Source organism: Aeromonas sp. EU05-FHT14A05 (assembly GCF_058791175.1).
Genome location: NZ_JBYTDH010000015.1, coordinates 45019 through 64745 on the forward strand (window position 1 = coordinate 45019; position 19727 = coordinate 64745).

Annotated in this window: 17 protein-coding genes and 1 pseudogene; 16 read left to right on the plus strand and 2 right to left on the minus strand. The window is 64.3% G+C overall.

Translation table 11 applies throughout. The annotated features are described in order from the left end of the window. Positions 1-37: 37 nt before the first annotated feature. The 12 genes and pseudogenes from AC3WR3_RS18120 to AC3WR3_RS18175 all read left to right on the plus strand — a co-directional run bounded on the left by AC3WR3_RS18120 (position 38) and on the right by AC3WR3_RS18175 (position 12632). On the plus strand, positions 38-988 hold the full coding sequence (locus AC3WR3_RS18120) for an AAA family ATPase (RefSeq protein WP_307765468.1): 951 nt from the start codon (positions 38-40) through the stop codon (positions 986-988). 15 nt (positions 989-1003) lie between these two features. Then, a pseudogene (locus AC3WR3_RS18125) lies at positions 1004-1099 on the plus strand (AAA family ATPase); the annotation flags it as partial. A gap of 153 nt (positions 1100-1252) precedes the next feature. Next, positions 1253-2143, plus strand: a complete 891-nt coding sequence (locus tag AC3WR3_RS18130) for a DUF58 domain-containing protein (protein WP_307765469.1) — start codon at positions 1253-1255, stop codon at positions 2141-2143. Then, positions 2128-2691, plus strand: coding sequence for a DUF4381 family protein (locus AC3WR3_RS18135; RefSeq protein WP_492292707.1), 564 nt, complete (start codon positions 2128-2130; stop codon positions 2689-2691). Before AC3WR3_RS18130 ends, AC3WR3_RS18135 begins: the two co-directional genes overlap by 16 nt. Continuing rightward, on the plus strand, positions 2688-3665 hold the full coding sequence (locus tag AC3WR3_RS18140; protein WP_492292709.1) for a VWA domain-containing protein: 978 nt from the start codon (positions 2688-2690) through the stop codon (positions 3663-3665). Before AC3WR3_RS18135 ends, AC3WR3_RS18140 begins: the two co-directional genes overlap by 4 nt. A gap of 21 nt (positions 3666-3686) precedes the next feature. Further along, positions 3687-5162, plus strand: coding sequence for a VWA domain-containing protein (locus AC3WR3_RS18145; RefSeq protein WP_492292711.1), 1476 nt, complete (start codon positions 3687-3689; stop codon positions 5160-5162). Between the two features lie 62 nt (positions 5163-5224). Beyond that, complete coding sequence (locus AC3WR3_RS18150; protein WP_492292768.1) at positions 5225-6727, plus strand: BatD family protein; 1503 nt, start codon at positions 5225-5227, stop codon at positions 6725-6727. Positions 6728-6766: 39 nt separating this feature from the next. Beyond that, complete coding sequence (locus AC3WR3_RS18155) at positions 6767-7357, plus strand: sigma-70 family RNA polymerase sigma factor (RefSeq protein ID WP_139438325.1); 591 nt, start codon at positions 6767-6769, stop codon at positions 7355-7357. Further along, on the plus strand, positions 7350-8090 hold the full coding sequence (locus tag AC3WR3_RS18160) for a DUF3379 domain-containing protein (RefSeq protein WP_492292713.1): 741 nt from the start codon (positions 7350-7352) through the stop codon (positions 8088-8090). Before AC3WR3_RS18155 ends, AC3WR3_RS18160 begins: the two co-directional genes overlap by 8 nt. Before the next feature lie 409 nt (positions 8091-8499). Then, complete coding sequence (locus tag AC3WR3_RS18165) at positions 8500-9786, plus strand: outer membrane protein transport protein (RefSeq protein ID WP_492292715.1); 1287 nt, start codon at positions 8500-8502, stop codon at positions 9784-9786. A 251-nt stretch (positions 9787-10037) separates the two neighbouring features. Further along, complete coding sequence (locus AC3WR3_RS18170; protein WP_492292717.1) at positions 10038-11294, plus strand: OmpP1/FadL family transporter; 1257 nt, start codon at positions 10038-10040, stop codon at positions 11292-11294. A gap of 114 nt (positions 11295-11408) precedes the next feature. Continuing rightward, the gene (locus AC3WR3_RS18175) at positions 11409-12632 is read left to right on the plus strand and encodes an EAL and HDOD domain-containing protein (RefSeq protein ID WP_492292719.1); all 1224 of its coding nucleotides are present in this window, start codon (positions 11409-11411) and stop codon (positions 12630-12632) included. Between the two features lie 100 nt (positions 12633-12732). Here the strand turns inward: AC3WR3_RS18175 and AC3WR3_RS18180 are convergent, their stop codons facing one another. Next, entirely contained in the window at positions 12733-13896 is a 1164-nt protein-coding gene (locus AC3WR3_RS18180) for a thiolase family protein (protein ID WP_492292721.1), read from the minus strand. 132 nt (positions 13897-14028) lie between these two features. Between AC3WR3_RS18180 and AC3WR3_RS18185 the strand changes: the two genes are divergently transcribed. Then, complete coding sequence (locus AC3WR3_RS18185) at positions 14029-14427, plus strand: MerR family transcriptional regulator (RefSeq protein ID WP_005325128.1); 399 nt, start codon at positions 14029-14031, stop codon at positions 14425-14427. 94 nt (positions 14428-14521) lie between these two features. Here AC3WR3_RS18185 and AC3WR3_RS18190 read toward each other — a convergent pair whose 3' ends face one another. Continuing rightward, complete coding sequence (locus AC3WR3_RS18190; protein WP_202045526.1) at positions 14522-15766, minus strand: dicarboxylate/amino acid:cation symporter; 1245 nt, start codon at positions 15764-15766, stop codon at positions 14522-14524. Positions 15767-16035: 269 nt separating this feature from the next. On the opposite strand from AC3WR3_RS18190, the gene ppnP reads away from it, so the two are divergent. The 3 genes from ppnP (at position 16036) to AC3WR3_RS18205 (ending at position 19526) form a co-directional block, all read left to right on the plus strand. Continuing rightward, positions 16036-16320, plus strand: coding sequence for a pyrimidine/purine nucleoside phosphorylase (ppnP, locus tag AC3WR3_RS18195; RefSeq protein WP_162519273.1), 285 nt, complete (start codon positions 16036-16038; stop codon positions 16318-16320). Positions 16321-16486: 166 nt separating this feature from the next. After that, entirely contained in the window at positions 16487-17869 is a 1383-nt protein-coding gene (locus AC3WR3_RS18200) for an L-serine ammonia-lyase (RefSeq protein WP_319917539.1), read from the plus strand. Between the two features lie 286 nt (positions 17870-18155). Continuing rightward, complete coding sequence (locus AC3WR3_RS18205) at positions 18156-19526, plus strand: L-serine ammonia-lyase (RefSeq protein WP_025326890.1); 1371 nt, start codon at positions 18156-18158, stop codon at positions 19524-19526. The last annotated feature ends 201 nt before the right edge of the window (positions 19527-19727 follow it).

The window sequence follows — 19727 nt, forward strand, 5'->3', positions numbered from 1 at the left end:
AAAAGATCAACTTCTATGAAAACAACGGGTTCATTACATGGCAGCGGCCGAATTCAGAGCGCTTGGGGACTATCTTGACAGTCAGATCCTGGGACAGGGCTCCCTCATCGAGGGGTTGCTGATCGCCTTGCTATGTGAAGGACATGTGTTGATCGAGGGCGCCCCCGGCCTTGCCAAGACCCGGGCCGTCAAGGCGCTGGCCGGCGCCGTCGAGGGGCGCTTCGCCCGCATCCAGTTCACCCCCGACCTGCTCCCTGCCGATCTCACCGGCAGCGAGGTGTTTCACCCCCAGGATGCCAGCTTCGTGTTCCAGCCCGGCCCCCTGTTCAACCACCTGGTGCTGGCGGACGAGATCAACCGGGCCCCGGCCAAGGTGCAGTCCGCCCTGCTGGAGGCCATGGCCGAGCACCAGATCACCGTGGGCAAGAAGAGCTGGCGCCTGCCGCCGCTCTTTATGGTGGCGGCGACCCAGAACCCCATAGAGCAGGAGGGCACCTATCCCCTGCCGGAGGCCCAGCTCGATCGCTTCCTGCTCAAACTGATGGTGGATTACCCGAGCCCCGCCATGGAGCTCGCCATCTTGCAGCTCAACGCCGGGGGCGAACAGCTGCCGCCGCCCCCCGTGACCCTGAGCCAGGCCGCCTTGATCTCGGCCCGCAGCGCGGTGCAGGCGGTGCAGATGCAGAGCCGGCTCGAACACTATCTGGTGCAACTGATCTGTGCCACCCGCCCCGGCAGCGGCCTCTGCCCCGAGCTGGAACCCCTCATTGCGGTGGGCGCCAGCCCCAGGGCCAGCATAGGGCTGGCCCGCGCCGCCCGCGCCCGGGCCTGGCTCGCCGGACGGGATTTCGTGCTGCCGGAGGATATCCAGCAACTGGCCCCGGCCATACTGCGTCATCGCCTCATTCCCAGTTATCAGGCCCTGGCGGACAACCTCGACAACGACACCCTGATCGCCCGTCTGCTGGATCTTATCCCATGCCCCTGACCGTCCGACGCCCAGCGCCACCGCTTAATCCCCAGCTATCAGGCCCTGGCGGACAATCTCGACAACGACACCCTGATCGCCCGCCTGCTGGATCTTATTCCATGTCCCTGACAACCCGCCGTTCATCGCCACCGCTTCATCCCCAGCTATCAGGCCCTGGCGGGCAACCTCGACAACGACACCCTGATCGCCCGTCTGCTGGATGCCATTCCATGTCCCTGACAGCGCGCCTGCCCTGTGCCATGCCCCTGATGATCGGCGCCCATGACCAGATCCGCTGATCCTCGCGCCCATCCCGACATCGCCCTGCCCCTGGCCCAGTTGCTGGCCATCCGGCTGTGGGCGAGACAGAGTCAGCGGGCGCGCATTCACCAGGCACGTCAAGGACGGCTCGGGCGACAGCCGGGCCTGAATTTTCGTGAGCTGCGCCTCTATCAGGCCGGGGACGAGGTGCGCCACATCGACTGGCGGGTCACCGCCCGCCTCGGGCGCCCCCACACCCGGCTGTATGCCGAGGAGCAGGAGCAGGCCCACTGGCTGCTGCTGGACCTCTCCCCCGCCATGTATTTCGGCTCGGGCCCCCAGCTCAAGGCCCGCCTCGGCTGCGAGCTGGCCGCCGCCCTGCTCTGGCAGGGGGAGAAGCAGGCAAACACCCTGGTCTGCCACGGGATCGAGACCCGGCACGAAACTCAGCGTGACTCCCTGATCCCCCTGCTGGAGGCACTCTGTCACCACTATGAGGCGGGACTGGATCGCGCCCCCCTGGCCAGCTCCCTGGCCCAGACCCTGGCGCGCCTCAGCCTGCCCCATGGCGCCAGACTGACACTGATCAGCCACCATCAGCCCCTTGATCAGGGGCTCAGCCAGCAGTTGCAACGCCTCGGCCAGCGCCACGACATCCACTATTGGCAGATCCGGGATCCCCTGGAAGCGGCCCTGCCCGAGCAGGGGCAACTGGCGGTGCAATCGGGCAAACGCAGCGGCTGGCTCGATGCCGGACAACCCCTCTTTCGCTGGCGCTACCAGGAGGCGGCAAGGCAGCAGGCCGACGCCTGCCAACAACAGCTGTTGCCCCTGGTACAGCGCCTCTACCGCCTCGACAACGGCTTGCCCCTGCAACGCCAGTGGCAGGAGGCTGGATGCCGTCTGTTCTGAGCTCCCCCCAAACTCCCCCCCTCCAGCACCCGCCTGGGGAGACCGCCTCGCTGACGCGGCTTCAGGAGATCCAGGGGCAGCTTCGCGACATCCATCCGGGCCCGCCCCTGGAGAGCGCGAGCGATCCCCGTCTGCTGGCCTGGGGCTGGCTGCTGATCGCAGTGCTCGCCGCCTTGCTGATCGGGGCCACCATAAACACCCTGTGGCGTCAGCGCCGCTGGGCACGCCAGATAGACTGGCAGGCCGCCGATCTGGTGCCTGGCCTGCACGCCGCGCTGAGAGAGGCGGCCATCGCCCGCTGGCCGGAGGCGCGTTCCCTGCAAGGGGAGGAGTGGCTCGCCTGGCTCGACCGCCAGGGGAGCTGCCATTTTGGCGAGTTCGCCAGCCAGTGGCCGGGCTGGCTCTATGGCTCGGACGCGCCGGACGGGGGGCAGCGGGCGCGGCTGCGCCTTGCCTACCTCAGCTGGGGGCGCCGCTGCGTCAGTGCTCCGCGCTGGATGGCGCGCCCTGTGCTGTGGCGCCGCAGGCGCAGCGGAGGGGCCAGATGATCCTCGCCTGGCCCTGGTTTGCCCTCGCCCTGGCGCTGCCGCTGCTGGTGCGCTTCGGGCTGCCCCCGCTCTCCCGCACCGGCCGCGCCAGGCTGGCCCATGCCGGCTTCCCCCTGCTGCTGCCCCAGGCCGGGCAACCCCTGTGGCGCATGGCCCTGTGCTGGTGTGCCCTGGTGCTGGCCCTGTGCCGCCCCCAGTGGCAGGAGCCCCCCCTCATCCACTATCAGGCCAGCCGGGATCTCATCCTGGCGGTGGATCTCTCCGACAGCATGCGCACTCAGGACATGCTGGATGAGGGGGAGCAGCGCGATCGCCTCTCTGCGGTACGCCAGCAGATAGCGCAGCTCATCAGCGAGCGCCCCGGCGATCGCATCGCCCTCATCGTCTTTGCGGATCACGCCTACCTGCTCTCCCCCCTGACCCAGGAGACCCGGGCCCTGCTGGCACTGACCCGCGAGCTCGATTTCGATCTGGTGGGGCGCACCACGGCGCTCGGCGAGGCCATACTGCTGGCCCGCCAGCACGCCGACCCCGCCCGCCCCACCGCCCTGCTGCTGGTGACGGACGGGCGCAACACCGCGGGCAACGCAGAGCCCCTGACCGAGGCCAGGCGGGCCGCCGCCGCAGGCATCCGCCTCTATACCCTGGGGGTGGGGGCCGATCCCGACACCTTCGCCTCCCCCCTGGGAGGGGCCGATCCCAGCGCCGAGCTGGATGAACCCTTGTTGCGGCAACTGGCCGAGCTTGGCCATGGCCGCTATTTTCGCGCCCGCAGCCAGGCCGATCTCTCGGCCATCAATCAGGCCATAGACACCCTGGAGCCAGCCGCCCGCCCGCAGACCCTCTATCGTCCCCACCATGAGCTCTACCCCTGGCCCCTGGCGCTGGCCTGGCTGCTGCTGGTGTGGCCGACCCGACTGCGCTGGTCGGGGCGGCGAACGAGCAGAGACGCGCCGGAGCCGCCCCATGAATGAGTGGCTTGAAGGAGCGTCTATATGGAGCTGATGCTGCTGCGCCCGCTCTGGCTGCTGGCCCTGCTGCCCTGGCTGTGGCAGGGGTGGCGCCGTCGTCGGCAGCGCCCCCTGCTGGCCCCCGCCATGCAGGCCTATCTGTTGCCGACCCGGGGCCGGGCCATCCCCTGGCTCTGGCTGGCCACCCTGCCGGTGATCCTGGCGCTCGCGGGCCCCGCCCTGCGCCAACAGAGCCAGACCGTCAGCAGCCCGGCCCTGGATCTCTGGTTGCTGGATCTCTCAAGCTCCATGCAGGCCAAGGATCTGCCCCCGGATCGGGCGACCCGGGTGCGGCTGCTGCTTCAGGACATGCTGGCCGAGGCGGCGGCCCGGCAGGCGCCCCATCCCCTCGGACTCATCCTGTTTGCCGGGGATGCCTACCTCGCCATGCCCCCTACCCGGGATCATCAGGCCATCTCGCTGCTGCTGCCGGACTTGCGCCCGGCCATCATGCCGCTTCAGGGCAGCGCACCGGAGCGGGCCGTGGCACTGGCCCTGGCGCAGATCCCCCCGGGCCAGCAGGCGCGCCTGCTGCTCATCACCGACGGCCTATCACAGAGCCAGATGACGCGCATCGCCGATCTCTGGCCCTGTCTGGATACCCTCTTCTGCCCACAGTCACCGTCCCCCCGACTCGACATCCTGCTGGCCAATGCCGGCGAGAGCGCTGCGCTGCCCCCGCCCCCCGCCGAGGGGTGGCGACTCGGCAGCGCCCTGGGGCAGACTCTGCCGGCACCGGACGGCGCCGCCATGGCGGATCTCGCGGCCAGCACAGAGGGAAGGCTGCAATGGCTGCAGGCCGGGCTCCCCTCCTTTGCCCCCCTGCCCATGAGCCAGACCCAGACCGGGGCCAGGTCCCTCGATCTCGGCCCCTGGTTGCTGCTTCCTCTGCTGCCCCTGGCGCTGCTGGCCCGCATAGGGGCCCACTGGTTGATGCTGCTCATGGTGGTGTTCAGCCCCCCGCCCACCCTGCAGGCGGCGCCCGCCCCCTGGTGGCCCGCCCAGGAGGCGCCCGGCTGGCACGCCTTCTCCCAGGGGCGCTATCAGGAGGCGGCCCGCGCCTTCCAGGATCCCGTCTGGCAGGGCAATGCCTGGTACAGGGCCGGTGACTATGCCAGGGCCGTCGCCGCCTATGGCCGAGCCGACACGGCCACCGCCCACTACAACAGGGGCAATGCGCTGGTCTGGCTCGGGGATCTCAAGGGGGCCGAGCTGGCCTACCTGACCGCCCTCAAGCGAGAGCCCGGGCACCAGGATGCCCTCCATAACCTGGCGCTGCTGCGGGCCAACCCCCCCCAGGCGACCCCTTCTGCCCAGGCCCCCGAGAGCGGCGAGCCCCCCGAGCCCTCTGCCGCCCCGGACAACCCCCGCCCCCCGGCGCCCCCCGTGCTCTTGCTGGAGCAGCGGCTGCGCAAGGAGGCCGAGCGCCGCCCCCTTATCAAGGTGGAGGAGCCCTGGTGATCCCCTGGCTGCGTTCACTCATCCGGTTGATTCGGGTGCCAAGCGGCTGCTGGCTGCTCGCCATGCTGCTGGCCGCCCAGGTACAGATCGCGCCAGTGCAGGCGGCCCCCCCTCGCGCCGAGCTGCTGGCGGGGGAGAGCGAGCGCGACTGGCTGCTCGTCATCGAAGCCGACGGGGAGCTCAAGGGCGACGAGCTCAGCCTGCTCCCCCTGCTGCGCCAGTTTGCGGTAGGCCGGGTCAGCATCAGTCGCGTCAATACCGAGGTGAGCAGCCTGATCCGCTGGCAGATCCCGCTTCACCTGCTGGAGACCAGTCCCCGCCAGGTGCCGCCCCTGTCCCTCGGCGCCGAGCAGACGCCCGCGCTGCCCATTCCGGCGCGCCCCCGGACGGGCACCCTGATGCCGCCGCCCGAGGCACGTCCCTCCCCCGTGGAGCTGCAGGCCAGGGTGCTGCATCAGGGTCCCCTCTACCCGGGGCAACCCTTCATCTATGAGCTGAGCCTCTGGCTGCCCGCCAACATGGAGGCCCCCAACCTCGGCGAGCCCCTCGGTCAAGGCTTCACCATACGCCGCCTCGGCGACGATCGCTGGGAGTCCCCCGCCAGCCCCGGCATGCCAGGGCGCCTGATCCGCAAGTGGCTGCTCCAGGCCAGGGAGCCCGGGCTGCATCCCCTGGAGTCCCCCCGTTTCCAGGGGCGATTGCCCCAGGACCCGGACATTGCCGCGCAAAACGACGCAGGGGATCTGCTCTCCGCCAGGGCGGCCACCCTCTTCGTCAAGGTGGACAAGGCGCCCCTGGAGCCGGTGGCGAGCAGCCTGATCCTGCGCCAGCAGTTCAGTCCGGCCAGGGGATCCAGCGTCGGGGAGCCGGTGATCCGCACCCTCACCCTGGTGATGGAGGGAGGAGATGGCAACCGCCTGCCACAGCTCCCGGCCCCGGCATTGCCACAGGGTCTTTCGATGAAACCGGACGGCGAGCAGCAGCAGGAGCGTTTCGTGGCCAAGGGGGCGCTGCGCTTCGAACGCCAGTGGCGCCAGGCCCTGACCGCACAAGCCCCAGGCAGCTATACCCTGCCCGCCGTGACCCTCTCCTGGTTCAACACCCGGACCGGGCGCATCGAGCAGGCCCGCCTGCCGGCGCAGACCCTGCACATCGAGGGCGACGCCGCCCCCTCCGATCCCGCCAGGGCGCCCGGCACAGAGAGCCTCCTCTGGGTGCTGTGGGCGCTGCTGCTGCGCGCCCTGTGCCAAGGCGGGCCGCGCTGGCTCGCCTTCTATCGGCTGCAACGGGCCCTGGCGACCCGGGAGCCTGACTTGGCCAGAGGGGCCTTGCTGGCCTGGGCAGCGCTGCGCCTGGGGCAGCCTTGCCAGCACCTGGCCAGCCTGCCTTGGCATGGCGATCCCGCCATGGGCCCGCGACTCGATGATCTGGACAGGGCCTGTTTCGCCGCCCCTGGTGCTGCAAGCCAGGGGGTCGACTGGCAGGGGCTGGCCCGGGCGCTGTGCGCCAGGGAGACTTTTGCGATAGCCTATGTCCTCAGAAAACTGGCGTGGGCACGTCCCTGACGCCTGCGGCAAACCACTCATGAAAAAGGAATCGCATTCATGACGTTAGGTTTTTTTAGAAAAAAAAAGGCAGGAACGGGAAAGGATCCCTCGGCCACCCCGGTCTATGGGGATATGGCAGACAAACAAACGAAATACGAGGCCCTGGTGCACGCCCTGCACGGGGACATCTACCGCTACGCCTACTGGCTGTGCCGGGATCCCCAAGTCGCCGAGGATCTGGTGCAGGAGACCTTCCTGCGAGCCTGGAAGGCGCTCGACTCCCTGGTCGATGACAAGGCCGCCAAGGCCTGGCTCATCACCATATTGCGGCGGGAAAATGCCCGGCGCTTCGAGCGCAAGCAGTTCGATCTCGTCGATCTCGACGAGCATCCCCAAAGCGATCAGGATGCGCTGCACAGCGAACAGGAGATGGAGCACGAGTGGCTTAGGCGCCACATCGCCCGCCTGCCCGACGAGTATCAGGAACCCCTGCTGCTGCAGGTGCTGGGGGGGTTCAGCGGCGAAGAGATCGCCGCCCAGCTCGGCCTGAACAAGAACACCGTCATGACGCGGCTGTTCCGGGCTCGCAACCAGATCAAAGAGGCCATGGAGGCTGCGCAGCAACAGAGAGGTCACACCAATGGATGAGCTTGAATTTCGCCGCCGGGCCATCACCCATCCCACGGACAGGGATCCTGCCTTCCTCGCCGCGGCAGAGGCGTCTTCCGCCAATCGCAAGCATCTGGACGAGATGAAGCAGCTGGACAGCAAACTGCGCCGCACCCTGGAGGTGGAGGTGCCCGCCGGTCTCGCCGAGCGGATCCTGCTCCGCCAGGCGATGGAAGCGGACGACGAAGTGGTGCCACTGCCCTCCCCGGCCAAAGGCAGAGGCTGGCGCCCCCTCGCCATGGCGGCCTCGGTTGCCTTCCTGCTCGGCATGAGTACCCGCTGGATCAGCTGGCCACCGGCATCGGAGCCGCTGTCGCTGGCCCAGGTGGCCATGGCCCACGTCTATGGAGAGGAGCCCTTCATCCAGGGGGTGGATGAGAAGGTGAGCCTGCAGACCATCAACGCCAAGATGGAGAAATATGGCGCCACCCTGATGGACATGTCCGACATGAAGATCACCTATGTCAATCACTGTGCCTTTTACCAGGGGTCGGCCCTGCACATGGTGATCCAGGGCAAGATGGGACCGGTCACCCTGTTCCTGGTGCCCAAGCATGTGCCGCTCAGGATCCAGCCCGATTTTGCAGACGGTACCCTCAAGGGGGAGATACTCCCGCTCAAGGGGGCAAACATGGTGTTGATTGGAGACATGCAGGAGTCACTGGCCCCGGTTGCCCAGCAGCTTGAGTCCCGTTTGCACTGGTCCATTTAACAGATCTTGACTGGGGCTGACCGGGCCCCCGTCCCCTCCATATCACAGGCAGACACCGTCTGTTGTCTGCCTGTTCATCTCAGAATCCCGACAACTTCCCGCTTGATACCCACCTGAAGTCACATTTTTACACTTTTTTTTGAACGATTCAAAAGGAACTTATTGTATGTTATTCATCCGATAATGGATAAAACAGACTATTTAAACGGCAAGTTAAAACAAATGATTAACACAATGGAAACTTTTATGTATTCTGCTGTCACTGGTCTGATTTCTTACCTCCTACCAGATCCATAGAATCACGCCAGAAGTGAATGGGAAGAAGCTGACATAACAACAGATCTTGTCGTCTATAGCGGCCAAAGAGCCCTGATATCGACAGAAAATCTGCTTACAAAGAGAGAACACTATGACAACTGCCTTTTTCAAGAAAAGCCTGATCGCCGCGGCCGTCACCCTGGCCAGCACTCAGACCTTCGCCGCCGCGTTCCAGTTGAACGAACACTCGGCCTCCGGTCTGGGCCGCGCCTATGCCGGTGAAGCAGCCATCGCCGACAACGCGTCCGTGCTGTCCCGCAACCCGGCCGCCATGACCACCTTCGACAAGATGGCATTGTCTGTTTCCGGTACCTACATCAAGCCCGACGTGGATGTCGCGGGTGACATCTATGCCGGTCCGGCCAAGCTGGCATCGGCCAGCGAGAGCGACATCGCCCCCGATGCCTTCGTGCCTGCCACCTACTTCATCCAGCCCCTGAACGATCAGTGGGCCTGGGGGATTGGCCTCTTCTCCAACTACGGCCTCTCCACCGAGTACTCCAAGACCTTCCCGGCCGGTGCCGGTGCCGGTGATACCGAGCTGTTGACCTTCAACATCAACCCCAACATCGCCTACCGCATCAACTCCAACTTCAGCGTGGGTGCCGGTGTCAATGCCGTCTATGCCCAGGCCGAGTTGAACCGCTATGCCGGTGCCCTGGCTCCGGGCCTGACCGCCAGAACCGGTATCGTTCACAACAGCGACACCGCCATCGCCCACCTCAAGGGTGATACCTGGGGCTTTGGCTGGAACGTCGGCGCCCTGTACGAGATCAACGACAGCAACCGCCTGGCCCTGACCTACCGCTCCCAGGTAGATCTGAGCTTTGACGGCGACTTCAAGGGGCTGACCTCCGGTTACCGGACCGTCGATGGCAACCTGAAGCTGGATCTGCCTGCCCAGGCCGAGTTCGCCGGTTACCACCGTCTGAACCAGCAGTTCGCGGTGCACTACTCCGTCAACTGGACCGACTGGAGCGCCTTCCAGGAGCTCAAGGCCACCAGCAACGCCTGTGCCGGTGGGGTCTGCCTGCAAAAAGACGAGAAGTTCAAGGATTCCGCCCGCTACGCCATCGGTGGTACCTGGTACGTCAACCCGTCCTGGGAAGCCCGCATCGGCTTCGCCTACGACAACAGCCCGATCGAGCCGGAATACCGCAGCCTGAGCATTCCTGACTCCGACCGTGTCTGGTACAGCGCCGGCGCCACCTACCACATCGATCAGGACATGAGCGTCGATTTCGGCATGGCCTATCTGGACGGCAAGGAAGTGGACGTGAACGAAGGTCTGACCAGCCATACCGATCCGGTACGCTGGAAGGGCACCTCCCACGGCAACGCCTTCCTGGCTTCCGCCCAGTTCAACATGAAATTCTGATTTCATCGCGATCAAACAGAGCGCCTCCGGGCGCTCTTTTTTTATGCGACATCCCCATTTCGGCGCACAGCTGTAGCAAACAGCTGTACTCTTTTTGTTTTTTATCAAACTGTTATAAGCAACCGCCCCAGCATTTAATCCCGTTTTGCCCGCTCGGCCCCCGCCCCCGTTGCCTTACTGGTCATACCATATAAAATCCCGCCCCCAACCGAATCACAGAATGAACCCTCAGTTCATCCCGAGGAAAAGCAATGCAGTCGACCATCAAGCCCTCCCTCATCGCCCTGATCTTGCTGCCTGGCCAGGTCCTGGCGGCCGGTTTCCAGCTGGCGGAACAATCGGCCACCGGCATGGGCCGTGCCTTCGCCGGGGAGGCAGCCATCGCCGACAACGCCAGCGTGCTCGCCCGCAATGCGGCCGCCATGACCCGTTTCGAGCGCACCGCCTTCTCCGGCGGCGTCATCCATATCCAGCCTGACGTCAACATCGAGGGGGTGACCCGGGTCCCCACCACCCGGGGCCCGGTGACCCTGGATGCGAGCGCCAACAACATCGCGGACGGTGCCTGGGTGCCCAACGCCTATCTCATCCTGCCCCTGAATGATCAATGGTGGCTGGGGCTGGCGGCGACCTCCTACTATGGCCTCGGCGTCCAGATGCCGGACAACTACAACGCCGGTCACTTCGGCAACGTCTCCGACATCAAGACGGTGGATCTCGGCGCCTCCCTGGCCTATCGCATCAACCAGCACTGGTCGGTCGGCGCCGGCCTCTCCGCCATTCAGGGCGAAGGGGAAGTGGGCGGCACCTTCCCCTCCAACAACAAGATTGCCAAGCACCTCAAGGGGGATGGCTGGGCCCTTGGCTGGCATCTCGGCACCCTGCTGGAGCTGTCCCCTGCCACCCGCCTCGGCCTCTCCTATCGCCATGACGTCAACCTGACCCTCTCCGGGGATGCCGTCGGCACCGATCTGCTGGGCCGTACCTTCACCGACACCGGCACCCTGGATCTGCCCCTGCCCGCCACCGCGGAGCTGGCCCTGTTCCATCAGCTGACCCCGACCCTGGCGATCCATTCAAGCATCAACTGGACCAACTGGAGCAAGTTCGTCCAGCTCGAGTCCGAGCTCGATCACCATGGCACCATGCACATCAAGGACGAGCACTGGGAAGACAGCTGGCGCTACGCCCTCGGCCTGACCTATCGCCTGGATCCGAAGTGGCAGCTTCGCTCCGGCCTGGCCTATGATCGCAGCCCGGTTCCCGCCGATCGCCGCACCATCTCCATCCCGGATTCGGATCGGGTGTGGTACAGCGCCGGGGTGGGTTACCAGATAGACCGCAACCTGTCGCTGGATCTGGGGCTGACCCTGATCGACGGCAAGAAGGTCGAGGTGAACGAAACCATGCAGCTCAAACCCGGGATAGCGCAAACCACGTCCAGCTTCCAGGGCACCTCGGAAGGGGACGCCTGGCTGGCCGGCCTGCAGCTCAACTACCTCTTCTGATCCCGCCCCCCCTGGCAACACTATGCCAGTTGCTGACCCTTTCGACCCGGTCGGCACTGGCATAGTGATCCGCTTCACCATAGAATCAAGCCTTCACCCATGCTGGAGAAATGCATGTATTCCTATGTAGCAAGGCAGCCCATCCTGGATCGGGAATTGAAGACCCATGCCTATGAGCTGCTGTTTCGCGACAGCCTGGATAATGTGTTTCCCCCCATCTCCGCCCAACTGGCCACCTCCCGACTGGTGACGGAGCAGTTCCTGCAACAGAACATCGATCAGTTGCTTGGCGGCCACCCCTGCTTCATCAACTTTCCTCACTCCCTGCTGCTGGACGGCCTGGCCGAGTGCCTGCCCCAGGACAAGGTGGTGATCGAGATACTGGAAGATGCCGAGCCCGACGATGCCTTGCTGGACAAGGTGATCCAGCTCCACGGGCTGGGCTATCGGCTGGCGCTGGACGATTTCACCCTGGTCCCGGCCTGGGACAGGTTCCTGCCCTACATCCACATCATCAAGTTCGATCTGCGGGCCACACCGCTCGCCAGCATCGAGCGGTTCATGCGGACCCATAAGCACCTGCCGCTCACCTACCTCGCCGAAAAGGTGGAGGACAAGGACGAGTTTGAACGGATGAAGGCACTGGGAGTGTCGCTGTTCCAGGGCTTCTTCTTCAGTCGGCCCCAGATGGTGCAGCAAACCACCATGCCCCCGACCCAGCTGGTGGTGATGCAGCTGCTGAAGGTGGTCAATCAGGCCGAGCCGGATCTGGACAAGATAGAGCAGCTGCTCAACCAGGATCTCTCCCTCTCCCTCAAGCTGCTGCGCTACGTCAACCACCTCAAGCGCTTTCCCCAGCCCATCGCCTCGTTTCGCCAGGCCGCCAGCTCCCTGGGGCACGCCCAGCTCAAGCGCTTCGTGGCCCTGATCGCCGCCACCAGCGCCGGTCACGACAAGAGTGCCGAGCTCTACCAGATGTCCCTCATCCGGGCCCGCTTCTGCGAGCTGCTGGCACAGACCCATGCCCCCACCCAGCAGGCGCAGCAAGCCTTCATCACCGGACTCTTCTCCCTGCTGGACGTGCTGATGGGGCAACCGCTGGATCAGCTGCTCGGCACCATACCCCTGACCGCCGAGATCCGCGCCGCCCTGCTGGAGCGCAAGGGCAATCTGGGGTTCTATCTCGCGTTCTGTGAAGAGTACGAGAAGGCCAACTGGCAGCGGATCGCCGCCAGCACAGCCCGCCTGGGGCTCAATGAAGAGAAGGTCAGCCACCTCTATCTGGCCGCCACCACCTGGGTCAATCAGCAGCTCCAGGCCATGGAAGGAACGGACTGAACCCAGGCTCTCCCCGCGTTCACCTATTCCCCGAAAATGACAACGTCCCCGCAAGAGGGACGTTGTGCGTTTATCGGCAAGCGCCGTCGGGGGAAACTTTTCAGCCCAGTTCGATGGCCATGGCGGTCGCCTCCCCGCCGCCGATGCACAGGCTCGCCACCCCTCGCCGCAGGCCCCGCGCCTGCAGGGCATGGATCAGGGTGACCAGGATGCGGGCGCCGCTCGCCCCCAGGGGATGACCCAGGGCGCAGGCGCCTCCGTTCACGTTCAGCTTGTGATGGGGGATCTGGCACCCCGCCATGGCCAGCATGCTCACCATGGCAAAGGCCTCGTTCACCTCGAACAGATCCACCTCCTCCACCGACCAGCCCACCCGGGCCAGCAGCTTGTCGATGGCCCCCACGGGGGCGCTGGTAAACTCCGCCGGCAGAGCGGCATGGCTCTGGTAGCCAACCACCCTTGCCAGCACGGGCAAGCCCAGGCGCTCGGCGGTCTCAGCCCGCATCAGCACCAGTGCCGCCGCCCCGTCCGAGATGGAGCTGGCATTGGCCGCCGTGATGGTGCCCGTCTTGCTGAAGGCAGGTTTCAGGGTCGGTATCTTGTCGGGCCTGGCCTTCCCCGGTTGCTCGTCGTCGGCCAGCAGCAGGGTGTCCCCGGCCATCACGGGCGCCAGCTCGGCCCCGAAGGCGCCGCTTCGCTGCGCCGCCAGGGCACGCTCCAGGGAGGCGATGGCGAAGGCATCCATGCCGGCCCGGGTCAGCCCGGCCCTGTCCGCGCTCAGCTGGGCGTAGTGGCCCATCAGGTGGCCCTCGTAGGCATCCTGCAAGCCGTCGAGGAACATGTGATCCAGCACGCTCTGGTGGCCCATGCGAAAACCGCTGCGCGCCTTGTCCAGCAGATAGGGGGCCCGGCTCATGCTCTCCATGCCGCCCGCCACCACCACATCCATCTCCCCCAGCCGCAGCCCGTCTGCCGCCAGCATCACCGCCTTCATGCCGGAGCCGCACACCTTGTTGACGGTGGTGCAGGGCACGCTGTCCGGCAGCCCGGCCTTGAGTGCCGCCTGGCGGGCCGGTGCCTGCCCGACCCCGGCGCTCAGCACATTGCCCAGATAGACCTCATCGACCCGGGCTGGGTCTATTCCGGTCGCCGCCAGGGCGGCGCGGATGGCGCAGGCGCCGAGCTCGGGTGCACTCAAGGCGCTCAAGGCCCCCTGAAAGGCCCCCATGGGGGTACGTTTGGCCGCCACAATCACTATATCCATCAATCGCACTCTCCTTGTTACATTGGGATAACATATGCCGCCGCCGTCCCCGGAACAAGACTTGCGGGGAAGTTGACGTTTGGGTAAGGTGCCAGCCTGCATTGACAACCAGATGACAGCCAAGACAGCCCTATGACCAAATCCAAGGATGACGCCCGGACCTTCAGCATCAGCGAGCTGGCCCGTGAATTCGATGTGACCACCCGCAGTATCCGCTTCTACGAGGATCAGGGCCTGCTGAACCCGACGCGCCAGGGACAGACCCGGATCTACAGCCGCCAGGACAGGGTGCGCCTCAAGCTGACCCTGCGTGGCAAACGGCTGGGCTTCAGCCTCGCGGACATTCGGGAGCTGTTCGATCTCTATGACGCGGACAAGAGCAGCCGCTCCCAGTTGCAGACCATGCTGGGGCTGGTGGCCGACAAGCGGGAGACGCTGCAACAGCAGCTGGAAGACATCCAGATGGTCTTGCTGGAGCTGGAGGCCGCCGAGCAGCGCTGCCGGCAGGCGCTGGGTCAGCTGACCCCCTGAGTCGGCAAGGAAGGGACGACCATTCCGGTCCGAGGCAAATAAAAAGAGGGAGGCTTGCGCCTCCCTCTTGTCATTCATGGCAGTGGGCCTGGTCTCAGGCTTCCTTGCTCCAGCGGTTCGGATCGTAATCCGGGCTGTAGCGATCGACTATGATGGCGCAAGCCGCATCGCCGGTGATGTTGAGGGCGGTACGGATCATGTCGAACAGGCGATCCAGCGCGAACAACAGCGGCAGCCCCTCGATGGGAATGCCGGCCGCCAGCAGCACGGCCACCACCAGGAAGCTCGGGCCCGGCACGCCGGCCTGACCGATGGCACCCAGGGTCGAGGTGACTATGATGGCCGCCCAGGCGCCCATGGTGAGATCGATGTTGTAGACCTGGGCGAAGAAGATGGCCACCAGACCGTAATAGATGGCGTTGCCGCTCATGTTGATGGTGGCACCCAGCGGCAGCACGAAGGAGGCGGTGGCGTTGGTCACCTTCAGATCGTGCTCGCAGGTCTCCATGTTGACCGGCAGGGTCGCCATGGACGAGGCGGTGGAGAAGGCCACGATCTGCGGCTTCTTCATCGCCGAGAAGTACTTGCGTACCGGCGTGTTGGAGAAGAAGGCGATCAGCATCGGGTAGACCACGAAGCCGAAGATGAGGATGGCGGCGACATAGACCACGAACAGCTTGAGCACCAGGGTCAGCACGTCGAAGCCATAGGTGCCGATGGCATCGGCCATCAGGCCGAAGACCCCGATGGGGGCTATCAGCATCACCTTGTTGATCATCCAGACGAAGGCGTCCACCAGGGTGTTGAGGCCATCCACCAGCGGCTTGGCGCGCTCGCGGGGCTGCTTGGCCAGCGCGATGCCGAGGAACATGCAGAACACCAGGATCTGCAGTATGTTCGCCTCGTTCAGGGCGCTGAACACATTGGTCGGGATCATCCCAAGCAGGGTAGCCACGGCATCCGGCAGGGCGCCCTTGTCGGCGTAGTCACCGGAGAACATGGCGGCCGTGGAGCCGAAATCAACCCCGACACCGGGCTTGAAGACTTGACCCATCACCAGTGCCAGCAGCACCGCCAGGGCGGAGGTACCGAGGAAGAAGGCGAGCGTGGTCACCCCTATCTTGCCCGCGGCCGGACTGGCCCCCAGATTGGCGGCCCCGGACAGGATGGCGACCGCCACCAGCGGGATCACCAGCATCTTGATCAGCTGGATGAAGAGCGTCCCCAGGGGAGCGAAGACGGTCGCCTGCTCACCCATGAGGGCACCCACCAGCGCCCCCAGGATCATGGCGACCACGACCTGGAAGCCGATATTTTTAATTAATCCTTTTGTCAACACAGAATGTTCCTTTATTAAGCAATTACTCACACTTTTGCAGCGTAAATGACCACCCAGAGCGTCAAATCCTCTCCATTGCTCTGGCGGCGCGCTTTATCTCATATTTATTACCCGTTTAACATCGGGATCCCTGAACGAAACGAATTTTTATGGTTTTTCACAAAGTTGAGACCCACAAGAAACTCACTGTTTTTTCCCTGTTTCACCATGACAATGGCCAAAATAATGTGCTACTTTGGCTCTGCAAACGTGCATACAGGGAAGAAAAGATGCTGAAAGTTAACGAATATTTTGACGGAAATGTTAAATCTATCGGTTTCGAGCAAAAAGGCGAGAAAGCCACGGTCGGCGTGATGGAAGCGGGCGAGTACCAGTTCAACACCGCCGCCCCGGAGCGGATGACGGTGGTCAAGGGTGTCCTTCGCATCCAGCTGGCCGATGAAGACGAATGGCACAGCTACCATCAGGGCGAGTCCTTCGACGTGGCCGGTCACTCCTCCTTCAAACTGGAAGTGAAGACAGCCACCGCCTACCTGTGCGAGTTCCTCGACTGATAACCCCGCAGGGGTGCCATGAGCTGCCGATCCGCTCCTCCTGGCGCCCCTGATCCCCCTGTTTTGCCCCATTTCCACACCGCCATCACAGGCTGTCGCTTCCCCCCTTTTCATCGACTACAAAAAATTTACAATGTTTAGACGAAATCCATAATCGGAGTACGTCATGATCAGTGTCTTCGACCTGTTTTCCATCGGGATTGGTCCCTCCTCCTCCCACACAGTGGGGCCGATGCGGGCAGCCTGCGCCTTCGTGCACACCCTCAAGCAGAGCGCACTCCTCTCCCGCACCGGGCGCGTCGTGGTCGAGTGCTACGGCTCCCTCGGCCAGACCGGCAAGGGTCATGGCACCGGCAAGGCCATCATCCTGGGGCTGGCGGGCTTCGAACCCGAATCCGTGGACATCGAGGCCATCCCTGCCTTCCTCGCTCAGGTGGAGCACAGCCAGACCCTGCGTCTGGGGGGAGAGCAACCGAGCCAGTTCCCCCGCGTCGGCGCCATCCTCTTCAATCGGCGCAAGACCCTGCCCGCCCACTCCAACGGCATGACGCTGCGCGCCTATGAGGGCGACACCCTGCTGTTCGAGCAGACCTACTACTCCATCGGGGGCGGCTTCATCATCGAGGAGAGCCACTTCGCCAACGCCCGGGAAGAGGCCGCCCGCTTCGATGCCGCCCACCCCGTCCCCTACCCCTTCGAGAGCGGGGCCCAGCTGCTGGCCCACTGCCAGGAGAGCGGCCTCTCCATCTCGGGGCTGATGCTGGCCAATGAGAAGGTGTTTCGCAGCGAAGCCGAGATAAAGGCGGGCCTGCGCAAGATCTGGCAGGCGATGCAGGGCTGCGTCGAGCGCGGTTGCAGGAGCGAGGGGGTGCTGCCGGGGGGGCTCAAGGTGAAGCGCCGCGCCCCGGCCCTCTATCGCCAGCTCTGCGGCGAGACCAACTTCAACAAGGATCCCCTGATGGTGATGGAGTGGGTGGACCTGTTTGCCCTGGCCGTCAACGAGGAGAATGCCGCCGGTGGCCGGGTGGTGACCGCCCCCACCAACGGCGCCGCCGGCATCATCCCCGCCGTGCTGCATTATTACGATCGCTTCGTGCGCAAGGTGGATGACGAGCTGCTGATGCAGTACTTCCTCACCGCCGCCGCCATCGGCATCTTGTACAAGAAGAACGCCTCCCTGTCGGGGGCCGAGGTGGGTTGCCAGGGAGAAGTGGGGGTCGCCTGCTCCATGGCCGCCGGTGCCCTGGCCGAACTGCTGGGCGGCAGCCCGGCCGTGGTCGAGAACGCCGCCGAGATCGGCATGGAGCACAACCTGGGGCTAACCTGCGATCCCATCGGCGGCCTGGTGCAGGTGCCCTGCATCGAGCGCAACGCCATGGGAGCGGTCAAGGCGATCAATGCCGCCCGCCTCGCCCTGCGTGGCACAGGCGAGCACAAGGTGTCGCTGGACAAGGTGATCAGGACCATGTGGGAAACCGGCAACGACATGAAGACCAAGTACAAGGAGACAGCCCGCGGCGGCCTCGCCGTCAACATCACTGAATGTTAAGCCTGGGTAAAAACGATCTCAGATGACCCTCAGATACCCGGCCTGGCCGGGTATTTTTTCGCAAAACGTTTGCCTTGCGCTTAACAAAATGGATAACCATCAAAATAAATTTTATACTCGCGCCGTCAATTCAACAAAAATAGATCTATTTCAACTTTTTTTAGGTAGGAAGCCGTTACACTGCGGTTATCTGGTTTCCTGGCCTTTGTGACGACAGACCCGTCCCATGGATCACCCTTTCTGCGAGCGGGCATGGCGCCCCCTTCTACCCTGAGGTAATTGTTACATGATCAGCGTTTTTGATATCTTCAAAATCGGTGTTGGCCCCTCCTCTTCCCACACTGTCGGCCCGATGAAAGCAGCCAAACAGTTCGTGGATGATCTGCGTGCTAGCGGCAAGATCCGTGACATCACCCGGATCCAGGTTGACGTCTATGGCTCCCTCTCCTGGACCGGCAAAGGCCACCACACCGACACCGCCATCATCATGGGGCTGGCGGGTAACCTGCCGGAAAATGTCGACATCGACGGCATTCCTGAATTCATCTCCCGGGTCGAGCAGACCGGTCGCCTGCCCATCGGCCTGCACTGCCACACCGTCAGCTTCCCGAAAGGCGCCATGGTGTTCCATGACGAGGCCCTGCCCCTGCACGAGAACGGCATGAAGCTGACCGCCTTCATCGAAGACGAGGCCATCTACAGCAAGACCTATTACTCCATCGGCGGCGGCTTCATCGTCGACGAAGAGAGCTTCGGCAAGGCCGACAGCGGCGACATGACCGTCAACTACCCCTTCAAGAGCGCCGCCGAGCTGCTCGCCCACTGCGGCCAGACCGGCCTCTCCATCTCCGCCCTGATGCTGGAGAACGAGAAGTGCTTCAACACCCCGGAAGAGATCTACAAGAAGCTCGGCAAGATCTGGACCACCATGCGTGAAGGGATAGAGCGCGGCTGCCGAACCGAGGGTGTCCTGGCCGGTCCGCTGCGGGTGCCGCGCCGTGCCGCTCCCCTCTACCGTCAGCTGACCACCAACGAGCATCTCTCCAACGACCCCATGAGCATCGTTGACTGGGTCAACATGTTCGCCCTGGCGGTGAGTGAAGAGAACGCCGCCGGTGGCCGCGTCGTCACGGCTCCGACCAATGGCGCCGCGGGCATCATCCCGGCCGTGCTGGCCTACTACGACAAGTTCATCCAGCCGGTCGGCCGCGACGAATACACCCGCTTCTACCTGGCCGCCGCCGCCGTCGGCATGCTCTACAAGATGAACGCTTCCATCTCCGGTGCCGAAGTGGGTTGCCAGGGTGAAGTGGGTGTCTCCTGCTCCATGGCCGCCGCCGGCTTGACCGAGCTCATGGGCGGCAGCCCGGAGCAGGTGTGTGAAGCGGCCGAGATCGGCATGGAGCACAACCTGGGTCTGACCTGCGATCCGGTCGCCGGCCAGGTACAGGTGCCCTGCATCGAGCGCAACGCCATCGCCGCCATGAAGGCGGTCAACTCCTCGCGCATGGCCCTGCGTCGTACCTCCAAGCCCCGTGTCTCCCTGGACAAGGTCATCGAGACCATGTACATCACCGGCAAGGACATGGACTCCAAGTACCGTGAGACCTCCCGCGGTGGCCTGGCCATCAAGGTGATGCAGGTTGCCTGCGAATAAGCGGCAGACAGCAGATACAAGCAAGGCGGGAGAGATTCCCGCCTTTTTTTGTCTGTGAATTTTCTCAAGGGCAGACGCACTGGCATAAAGAATAAAAGAGATAAGCGGGCAATTCACTCGGATGGGATCGGCTCATCCGTCAGGATGTCATAGCTTGAAGGGATAATTTTGCTATCTTGTTCGGCGACCTGACCCGCCATC

Coding starts and splice junctions, on each gene's coding strand:
- AC3WR3_RS18120 (WP_307765468.1), top strand. CDS start 38: ATGGCAGCGGCCGAATTCAGAGCGCTTGGGGACTATCTTGACAGTCAG.
- AC3WR3_RS18130 (WP_307765469.1), top strand. CDS start 1,253: ATGACCAGATCCGCTGATCCTCGCGCCCATCCCGACATCGCCCTGCCC.
- AC3WR3_RS18135 (WP_492292707.1), top strand. CDS start 2,128: ATGCCGTCTGTTCTGAGCTCCCCCCAAACTCCCCCCCTCCAGCACCCG.
- AC3WR3_RS18140 (WP_492292709.1), top strand. CDS start 2,688: ATGATCCTCGCCTGGCCCTGGTTTGCCCTCGCCCTGGCGCTGCCGCTG.
- AC3WR3_RS18145 (WP_492292711.1), top strand. CDS start 3,687: ATGGAGCTGATGCTGCTGCGCCCGCTCTGGCTGCTGGCCCTGCTGCCC.
- AC3WR3_RS18150 (WP_492292768.1), top strand. CDS start 5,225: ATGCTGCTGGCCGCCCAGGTACAGATCGCGCCAGTGCAGGCGGCCCCC.
- AC3WR3_RS18155 (WP_139438325.1), top strand. CDS start 6,767: ATGACGTTAGGTTTTTTTAGAAAAAAAAAGGCAGGAACGGGAAAGGAT.
- AC3WR3_RS18160 (WP_492292713.1), top strand. CDS start 7,350: ATGGATGAGCTTGAATTTCGCCGCCGGGCCATCACCCATCCCACGGAC.
- AC3WR3_RS18165 (WP_492292715.1), top strand. CDS start 8,500: ATGACAACTGCCTTTTTCAAGAAAAGCCTGATCGCCGCGGCCGTCACC.
- AC3WR3_RS18170 (WP_492292717.1), top strand. CDS start 10,038: ATGCAGTCGACCATCAAGCCCTCCCTCATCGCCCTGATCTTGCTGCCT.
- AC3WR3_RS18175 (WP_492292719.1), top strand. CDS start 11,409: ATGTATTCCTATGTAGCAAGGCAGCCCATCCTGGATCGGGAATTGAAG.
- AC3WR3_RS18180 (WP_492292721.1), bottom strand. CDS start 13,896: ATGGATATAGTGATTGTGGCGGCCAAACGTACCCCCATGGGGGCCTTT.
- AC3WR3_RS18185 (WP_005325128.1), top strand. CDS start 14,029: ATGACCAAATCCAAGGATGACGCCCGGACCTTCAGCATCAGCGAGCTG.
- ppnP (WP_162519273.1), top strand. CDS start 16,036: ATGCTGAAAGTTAACGAATATTTTGACGGAAATGTTAAATCTATCGGT.
- AC3WR3_RS18200 (WP_319917539.1), top strand. CDS start 16,487: ATGATCAGTGTCTTCGACCTGTTTTCCATCGGGATTGGTCCCTCCTCC.
- AC3WR3_RS18205 (WP_025326890.1), top strand. CDS start 18,156: ATGATCAGCGTTTTTGATATCTTCAAAATCGGTGTTGGCCCCTCCTCT.